The following is an 8,235-nucleotide window of genomic DNA, read 5'->3' as shown; positions in this document are numbered from 1 at the left end:
GTCAGCGTCGGCGGTGTTGTTCGGTGAGCCGTTCCAGCACCCTCACCGCGGCGGCGGGTGAAGGCATCGCCATCATCTCCCGCCGCAACCCCGCCGCCCGCTGCGCGAACACCGGCTCCTCCAGCACCCGCCGCACCAACCCCCGCAACCCCACCGCCGACAACCCGTCCACATCATCCACCCGCAACCCCGCACCACACCCCACCAACCGATCGGCCTTCGCCGCCGTATCCCACCGCATATCCGGCACGATCACCTGCGGCACCCCATGCCACAACGCCGTCTGAAACGTCCCCGCACCCCCGTGATGCACCACCGCCGCACACGACGGCAACAACACATCCAACGGCACAAAATCCACCAACCGCACATTCTCCGGCACACTCACCCCACCCAACTGCGACGCATCCAACGTCGCCACCACCTCCACATCCAAACCCCCCAACCCCTCCAGCAACTCCCCCACCCGCACCCGATCCCCACCCAACACCTCCCGGTGCGACACCCCCAACGACACACACACCCGCCGCCGACCCCCACCCCCCACACCAGCACCAGCACCAGCACCAGCACCCAACCACCCCGGCACCACCGACGCCCCGTTGAACGGCACATACCTCACCGGCACCGACAACCCACCCACCGGCAACCGCAACGACCCCGGCACCGGATCCACCGTCCACTGCCCCACCACCACCTCCTCACTGAACCCACAACCAAAACGACCCAACGTCCACCCCAACCACTCCTCCAACGGGTCATCCACCACCCCACCCCCACCCAGCAACACCCCCCGCAAACCACCCACCAGATCCAACCCGAACAACAACCGCGCATGCGCCGCCCCCGACACCACCCCCGCCACCCCACCCGCAAACGTCATCGCATCCCACACCACCAGATCCGGACCCCACCCACACGCGAACTCCACCAGATCATCGACCGCCTGGTCCGGGACCATGTTCTGGAAGACCACCGACGTCCACGCGGAGAGGACGGACTGGGCGTAGCGTCCGGTGAGCCGCTCCGGCCTGACCTCTCCGATGTCCAGTACGTCGAGCCACGTCCCGCCCTGGACCTCCTCGGTGTCGGCCGCGTCATCCGAGTGTTCGGAACTCCTGGCCGACTCCAGGCCGAGCCGTTCCCCGAAGGAGAAGACGCTCAGCCCCACCCGCTGGACCTCCTCCACGATGTCCGGCTGGCCGGCGACGACCACGTCGTGACCGGCGGCGCGCAGCGCCCACGCCAGCGGAACCTGGGCGTGTACGTGGGACTTCGCCGCGGAGGGCACGAACAGGACTCGCATGTGCGGTTCTCCTCTGTATCGCGTGGTCACGGCCACCGGCCATGGTCGCGAGGGTCCCTGGAGCCCGCGCGGAACGCCGGTGGAGGCCGGTACGGAATCGGTCGTCACATGCCGGTGTCAGGCCCGGACCGTGATGGGCAGCCGGTGGAAGCCCCGCAGCAGGCGACCTGGGTAGCGCAGCGGTGCGTCCGCGTGGTCGATGTGCGGGAAACGGCGGATGAGGCGGGTGAAGAACTCACCGGCCTGGAGGCGGGTGAGATGGGCTCCGAGGCACATGTGCGCGCCGCTCGTGAACGTCAACCCCGGCCCCTGGCCGCGCCCGACGTCCAGCCGGTCGGGATCGTCGTAGCGGTCGGGGTCGCGGTTCGCACCACCGATCAGCCCGATGACGAGCTGACCCGGCGTCAGGTCGACGCCGGCGACCGTGCAGTGCTCCAGGGCCGCCCGGCTCGCCACCAGACTCGGCGGGTCGAAGCGGAGGAGCTCCTCGACCGCGTGCGGGACGAGACCCGGGTCCCTCCGCAGCCGTGCCAGCTCGCCCGGGTGCGTGAGCAGGGCGTTCAACCCGTTGCCGAGCAGGTTGGAGGTCGTCTCGAAGGCGGCCGCGAACAGCAGCACGCTGTTGGCGACCAGCTCCGTGGCCGAGCAGCCCTCGACGTCGCCGGCGAGGCGGCTGAGGAGGTCGTCTTCGGGGCGGGAGCGCTTGTGCGCGAGCAGTTCGGCGAAGTATCCGGCCAGATGCCGCTGCGCTCGCAGGCCTCGCTCGGCCCCTTGCGCGTCGACACCGGGTTCGAGGAGACCCACCAGGTCACGTACCAGCGGTTTGAAGCCCGCGCGGTCGGCGGGCGGGACTCCGAGAAGGCTTGCGACCAGGCCGACCGGCAGTGAGCGTGCGACATCCTCCATGAAGTCCGAGGTGCCCTGATCCTCCAGCCGGTCCAGCGCCTTCTCCACGTCGCCGCCGATCGGAGCGCGCAGCCGGGCCACGGACTGTGGCGTGAAGGAGCGGTTGAACACCCGGCGCACCCGCGTGTGAGCCGGCGGATTGCTGAACATCAGGGAGCTTCGCCAGAACCGCTCCACCTCCTCGGCCCGGTCGTCGGGCAGCTTCCCGCGGAGAGACGCGAACGCCTCGTCCCCCCGTCCGATCGCCGGATCGCGGAACATCGCGTACACGTCCTCGTACCGGGACAGCACCAGAGTGCCGTGCCGGGTGAGGAGGACGGGTGCCCGTTCCCGCAGCCGCCGGAAGTCGTCGTGGGGATCTCCGGGGTGGTCTCCCCACAGGGCGGCCGTGAACAGGGCATCCGCGGACGCGTCCGCGCTGCGGACACCGGTGTCCTGGGTGGTCAATGTCCTTCCTTTCCGCAAGGCGTCGCGGGGTTCGGGTCCGGTTCCGGAGACGGAGCCGGCTCCTACCCGAGCCGGTAGGTGTAGGGCAGGCCCGCGAGTTCGTCGGCGCTGGCCACGGCGGGGAGCCGCAGGGAGAAGTTCCGGTCGTCCCACAGCCGGGTGTCGCCGGCCACCAGGGTGTCGACGAAGAGGGTCCCGGTCACGGTCGTGCCCGCGTCCCCGGCGGGCGTGATGGTCACCGGGATGTCTCCCGTCCGCCCCGGTCTCAGTACGAGGGGGTGCAGGCCGGCGGGCGCCCCGGCCGACGCCTGCCACAGATCTCCGAGCGCGGAGGTGACCGCGGGGTCGAATCGCTTCGTCGCCACCACCATGGTCAGATCTGCGGAGGTCGGCGCGCTGCCGCCGGGACCCGACGGTCCCGGCACGGAGGGACCGGCCCCCCACAGTCCCGCGGGGACGGTGGAGGACACGTAGCCGGCCTGCACGTCCGTACCGAAGGTGGAGATGAGGTCCGGGTCGCCGGTGACGGGCGCCACGTCGAACTGCACCTCCCCGGTGGCATGCGCGGTGGCGATGAGGGAGGTGGACTCGGACGGCACCAGCCAGGCCGGCGACGGGGCCGCGCGTGGGGTGGGCAGGCTCAGACCGGTGGCCGGTTGCAGCGGCACCAGGGACATCGGCGTCTTGGTGTCGAGCCGAGGATCGAGGAACAGGCTCAGCGGGGCAGCTCCACGGTTGTGCACATGCACCGTCGCCGTCACGGGCACACCCGGCTTCAGCGTGTCACCTTGTGGCAGGCCCGAGACGCTCACCTGGACCTGGTCGAAGCCGACGGTGCCGTGGAAGGAGGGAACTCCCCGGTCTCCGGCTCCCTTGACGATCAGGGTCCAGCGTCCGGGGGCCGGCGCCCTGGCGTAGAGCGAGATCTCGTCGACCGGCTGGAGAGCGGCCTTGCCCGTGGCCGGGTCATAGGCAGTCGCCAGGCTGTCGGTTCCGTATCCCGCCGTCTGCCCCTGCGGATCGACCAGGAGCGCCAGTACGCCGTCGTGCCGGCCGCCGGCCGTCCGCACATCCAGGCCGATGTCGCGCCGGCCCCCGGGCACGTCGAACCGGTAGACGCCCGGCCGCGTCCCGCCGCCCCTGAACGCCCCGCCGTGCCCGACGTCCACCAGGCTGCGCAGGACGACCGGCACGGAGGACCGCCCGTCGGCACCCCGGTCCAGCACCAGGGCGGCGGTCGTGTCGCCCGGGTCATCCGACATCCGGGCCGTCACGGTGACCGGTGCGCTCTGTCCCGGTGCGAGCGTGACCTTCGCGGGGGCGACGGTTCCGAAGCGGGCGAAACGGGAGGTGGTCGAGCGGAACGCGACTCGGCCCTCGACGCCCCCGTAGCGGCCCTGCGGACTGAAGACGAGCGCGGTCCAGACACCGGCCGCCGGATGGGCGACGGCGGCATGTGCGTGCCCTGGCTCCCTCGGCGAGCCGGAGTGGGCGGCGTACCGGCCGTGCGGATCGATGAGAGCCATGTGCACCGCGCCGTCGCCGCCGCCGTCACCGGCACAGGTGATCGAGGCTTCCAGCCGATCGGCCCCCGGTACCACCGGGAAGTGCAGCGTGCCGTAGTTCTGCGGGACACCGGAGGAGTCGGTGAAGTGGGGACTGCCGGCGTCGCCGAGCCGGGTGGCGCCGCTCCATGCGTGCCCCGCCGGGCCGAGAGCGCGCCCAAAGAGCCTCACCGTCCGCGCGGTCGCTCCCGGGTTGCGCAGGTGCAGCGTCAACCGGGCCTCGCTGCCGGACACGGCGGTCGCCGCCAGCTGGGAGGTGTCGGCAAGGACGGTGGAGGCGCCGGTGTTTGCGCCGATCGACTGCGCCGCCCGCACCGCGGCGTAGGAGTTCAGCTGGCCGGCTCCCTGCTCGTCGGCCGAGGCGCCGAGGTCCCGGGCGGTGCCGGTGAGGATCTGCTTCACCACGGCAGGAGTGGGACTGTCGCCCTGGTGGGCGTCGCGGTAGGCCTGGATGACCAGTGCCGCCGTGCCCGCGGTCAGCGCGGTCGCCTGGGCGACCGAGTCGGCCCTGATCACCGGTGAGGGCGCGCCCGTGAGGTTCACACAGTCCCCGTAGCGGCCGGTGTCCGGGGTGCAGGACGCGAACCCGGAGTCGCCGGGGGCGACCAGGTCCACGGTCCGTCCGCTCTGGGTGGTGCCGCTCGGGCTCAGGGCGCTCACGGAGCCGTTCACCCATCCTCTGCGCGGGGACTGCCGGTAGCCGCCGAACCCGGTCTCGCCGTACCAGCGGAAGGCGGTGGACGTCCCGACCGAGATGACGGCCGGGTCGTCGGCCGGGGCCCCGACGGAGTCGGCGAGCGTCGTGTCCCCGGCGGAGACCGTGACCGTGGTGCCCGAGGCGACCGCCGCGTCGTTGAACCGCTGTACCAGGTCGGCCGTCGCCACGTCGGGGAAGGGGTGGTGGGCGAAGGACTCCTGAAGTACGTCCACGTGCGCGACGCGGACCGCGTACTCGATGGATTCCACCAGGTCGGCCGTGGTCGTGCGGGCGGTCAGGCCGAAGGCCTTGACGCCGACCAGACGCGCGCCGGGAGCGGCGCCCAGGATGCGGATCGTGCAAGGGCCGGGCGACGACGGCGTGCCGAATCCCCGGACGTCGTACGTGTGCAGGCCCTGGGCGGCGACGGTGCTCGCGATGGTGAACGCCTGCCCGCCGCCGGTCCGTGCCGTCGGGCCTTCGCCGGAATAGTCGACATAGTCGGAGAAGACATGGCTCCCGTCGGCGCGGACGAAGTCCTGGCCACCGGTGTCGACGCCGTCGGCGATGAAGCCCACGGTGACCCCCTTGCCGGTGATGCCCAGCGACTGGGCCGTGGGCTCCCGGGGGTCGTCACCGGCCGTGTGCGTGAGTGAAAGCCCCTCGGGTTCGAGGAGCGGCCTGTGGCCCCGCGGCGCACAGGTGCTCCTGGTGGAAAGCGCCTGGCGGCCGGCCGTGCCGGAAGGAACCGGTGGCGCACCGCCGATCACCTGGTTGACCACCACCTGCCGCACCGCGGGATCGCTGCGCAGGCGCGGCAGTTCGCGGGCGGGCACGGTGGCCGCGACCGCGTCGACCAGGGCGAAGGCCTTGACCTTCGAGGCATGGTGCCGCCTCAGGTCGCGCAGGAGCGGAGCCTGCGCCGTGCGCAGGGCGCCGGCACGCGGCCGCGTGTCCCCTCCGACCAGGATCACCGGAACCCCGTCGGCTGTCGTGGCTGCCGACGCCGCTGCCGGCACAGGGACGTTCCCCAGGGCCGTGAGCGCCGCCAGCAGGACCGCGACCACGGCGATTCTTCGTCTGCGCACTGTGACTCCCTGTGCTTCAGAGATGTCCGACGACGCCGGACCAGCGGTCGGTCGCCAGGAGGTACCGGTCAAGGGCGTAGCGGTGATAGCCGGGCCCGATCCCCAGGCCGGAGATCTCCGGCACCAGGGCGTGCAGCTTCGCCACCGACGGGCAGTGCGAGACGCTGCGGCCCGCGTCGATCCGCTCGGCGGTGACGCCCATCCGCCGCTCGAGGTGCTCGATGATCCGTATGACCTCCACGCAGTCCCCGGAGGCGAGGTTGACGATCCGGTTCTCGACGCCGGTGGCGAGAAGCCTGTCGAGGACGGCGACGAAGTCGGCGACATAGAGCAGGTCCCGTCTGGCGCCCGACAGGACCCGCACACTGCCCGACAGAATCTGCTGGACCAGCGCCGGGACGAGCCGGAAGTCGGGGCCCCCAGGCCCCAAGACGTAGCCGAGACGCAGGATGAGGTGGCGGACCCCCGACTCCCGGATCATGTCCTCGAGCCCCAGCTTGTGCTCGCCGTAGAGGGTGGAGGGGCTGACGGGCTCGTCCTCCAGTCCCCGGCAGCCCGGCGCGCCGTACATGCTGACGGTCGAGAAGAAGACCAGCATCCGGCCGGTGCGCCGGCACCGCTGGACCGTCTCGCCCACCAGGGCCCGCTCCCTGGCGGTCTCCGACTCCGGAAGCAGTTGACGTGGGACCCCCGCGGCGAGGACGGTCACCCCTCCGTGGGCCTCGCTCAGCGGCTGAAGATGGCGTGCGATGAAGCCGTTCCCGATGATGTCCAAGGCTCAGTGGCTTTCGGCTCGGTCGTGTGGCTCCGAGACACCGTGTCGAAGCGCGGTAGCCGATGCTGCGCAGCCGTACTCGAAGATCGCTGGGCTCACGGCGGAGCGGAGATCCCCAACACTTCGCGAGAACCCGGTGCAACGCTTGCGCGGCGAGCCGTGGGCCGGGGGACGCGCACGCCCTGGCACGGCCTCCTGACCGGCCCGAATCGAAGGAGACTCCCGTGCGGGTGCTGATCACCGTTTCCGCCTGGGCCACCCACTGGTCGGCGTTGGTGCCGCTGGGCTGGGCGCTCCAGGCGGCGGGGCACGAAGTGCGCGTGCTCTGCCCGCAGTCGCAGGTCGGGGCCGTGGCCGGAACGGGCATGATCCCCGTGCCGGTCCTGGACGGCCTCGACGACTCGACGCGGCTGCGTCTTCAGTACTACGAGGAGGCCGTGGCGGGCATATGGCCCTACCCGTGGCTGCCCCTTCACCCGATCACCGGCGCCGAGCTCAGCAGTCTCGACGAGTTCGACCTCGCGCACTACCGGGAGCACGCGGAGCCGGTCTTCGCCGCCAGGCGGGCGAGCAGCTTCGACGCGGCGGTCGCCTTCGCGCGGTCCTGGCGCCCGCATCTGGCGCTGCACGATCCGGCCAGTCTGGAGGGCCTGTTGGCCGCGCGCGTGACGGACGTTCCGGCGGTCCTGTGTCTCTGGGGCCCCGTCGGCACACACGAGCCGGAGCACATGAGGATCGTGCCGACCGACCACAGCGGCTCCTTCCCCCGGTACGGCCTGGGCGAGTTCAGCACCGACATGGTCGAGTACGTGATCGATCCCTGCCCACCGTCTCTGGCGCCGCCGACCAGGGCGCACCGTCTGCCGGTTCGCTATGTGCCCTACAACGGGTGCGAGCCGGTGCCCTCCTGGCTGCTCGAACCGCCGCGTGGACGCCGGGTCTGCGTGGCCTGGTCGACGGCGCTCTCCTCGATGTCGGGCCCGAAGTCCTATCTGCTTCCCGAACTCGCCGCCGCCCTGGGGGACTCGCCCTACGAGGTCGTCGTCACCGCGACGTCCGGGGACGTGGCGGGGATCGGCGAGGTGCCGGCGTCGGTCAGGGTGGTGGAGCGCCTGCCGCTCAGGCTGGTCCTGCCCACCTGCGACGCGGTGGTACACCACGGGGGCAGCGGCAGTACCCTCACCTCGCTCTGGGCGGGTCTTCCCCAGTTCCTCCCGACCTTCGCCTCCGAACAGACCGCCACGGCACGGCGGGTCGCGGGCACCGGAGCCGCGGTGCACGTCCTGGGCCATCTCGCCGACCGCACCACGGTCCGCGCGGCCGTGGACCGGCTGATGGCCGATGACTCCTACCGGACGGCGGGCCGCGGCCTGCGCGAGGAGATCCTCGGCCGGCCCACGCCGGCGGAGGTCGTGCCCCGGCTGGAACGTCTGGCTCTGTCGTGATGCGCC

General features: G+C 71.7%; 5 protein-coding genes. 1 reads left to right on the top strand and 4 read right to left on the bottom strand.

The window, feature by feature from the left end; genetic code table 11:
• Nucleotide 1 precedes the first annotated feature (1 nt).
• The 4 genes from LZ604_RS25580 to LZ604_RS25565 all read right to left on the bottom strand — a co-directional run bounded on the left by LZ604_RS25580 (nucleotide 2) and on the right by LZ604_RS25565 (nucleotide 6,784).
• Nucleotides 2-1,306 (bottom strand): activator-dependent family glycosyltransferase, encoded by a 1,305-nt coding sequence (locus tag LZ604_RS25580; protein WP_234517822.1) that lies wholly within the window; start codon nucleotides 1,304-1,306, stop codon nucleotides 2-4.
• Nucleotides 1,307-1,423: 117 nt separating this feature from the next.
• Entirely contained in the window at nucleotides 1,424-2,659 is a 1,236-nt protein-coding gene (locus tag LZ604_RS25575; RefSeq protein ID WP_234517821.1) for a cytochrome P450, read from the bottom strand.
• A 62-nt stretch (nucleotides 2,660-2,721) separates the two neighbouring features.
• Entirely contained in the window at nucleotides 2,722-6,009 is a 3,288-nt protein-coding gene (locus LZ604_RS25570) for a S8/S53 family peptidase (protein WP_234517820.1), read from the bottom strand.
• A gap of 16 nt (nucleotides 6,010-6,025) precedes the next feature.
• Complete coding sequence (locus LZ604_RS25565) at nucleotides 6,026-6,784, bottom strand: NAD-dependent epimerase/dehydratase family protein (protein ID WP_234517819.1); 759 nt, start codon at nucleotides 6,782-6,784, stop codon at nucleotides 6,026-6,028.
• A 224-nt stretch (nucleotides 6,785-7,008) separates the two neighbouring features.
• Here LZ604_RS25565 and LZ604_RS25560 point away from each other — a divergent pair, with 224 nt between their 5' ends.
• Nucleotides 7,009-8,229 carry a nucleotide disphospho-sugar-binding domain-containing protein gene (locus tag LZ604_RS25560; protein WP_234517818.1) on the top strand — a complete coding sequence of 407 codons (1,221 nt, stop codon included), beginning with the start codon at nucleotides 7,009-7,011 and terminating at the stop codon, nucleotides 8,227-8,229.
• Nucleotides 8,230-8,235 lie beyond the last annotated feature (6 nt).

The organism is Streptomyces glomeratus (assembly GCF_021462825.1).
GTDB lineage: Bacteria > Actinomycetota > Actinomycetes > Streptomycetales > Streptomycetaceae > Streptomyces > Streptomyces glomeratus.
Note: the sequence above shows the minus strand (reverse complement) of the source record. Positions and strands in the feature narration are given on the sequence as shown.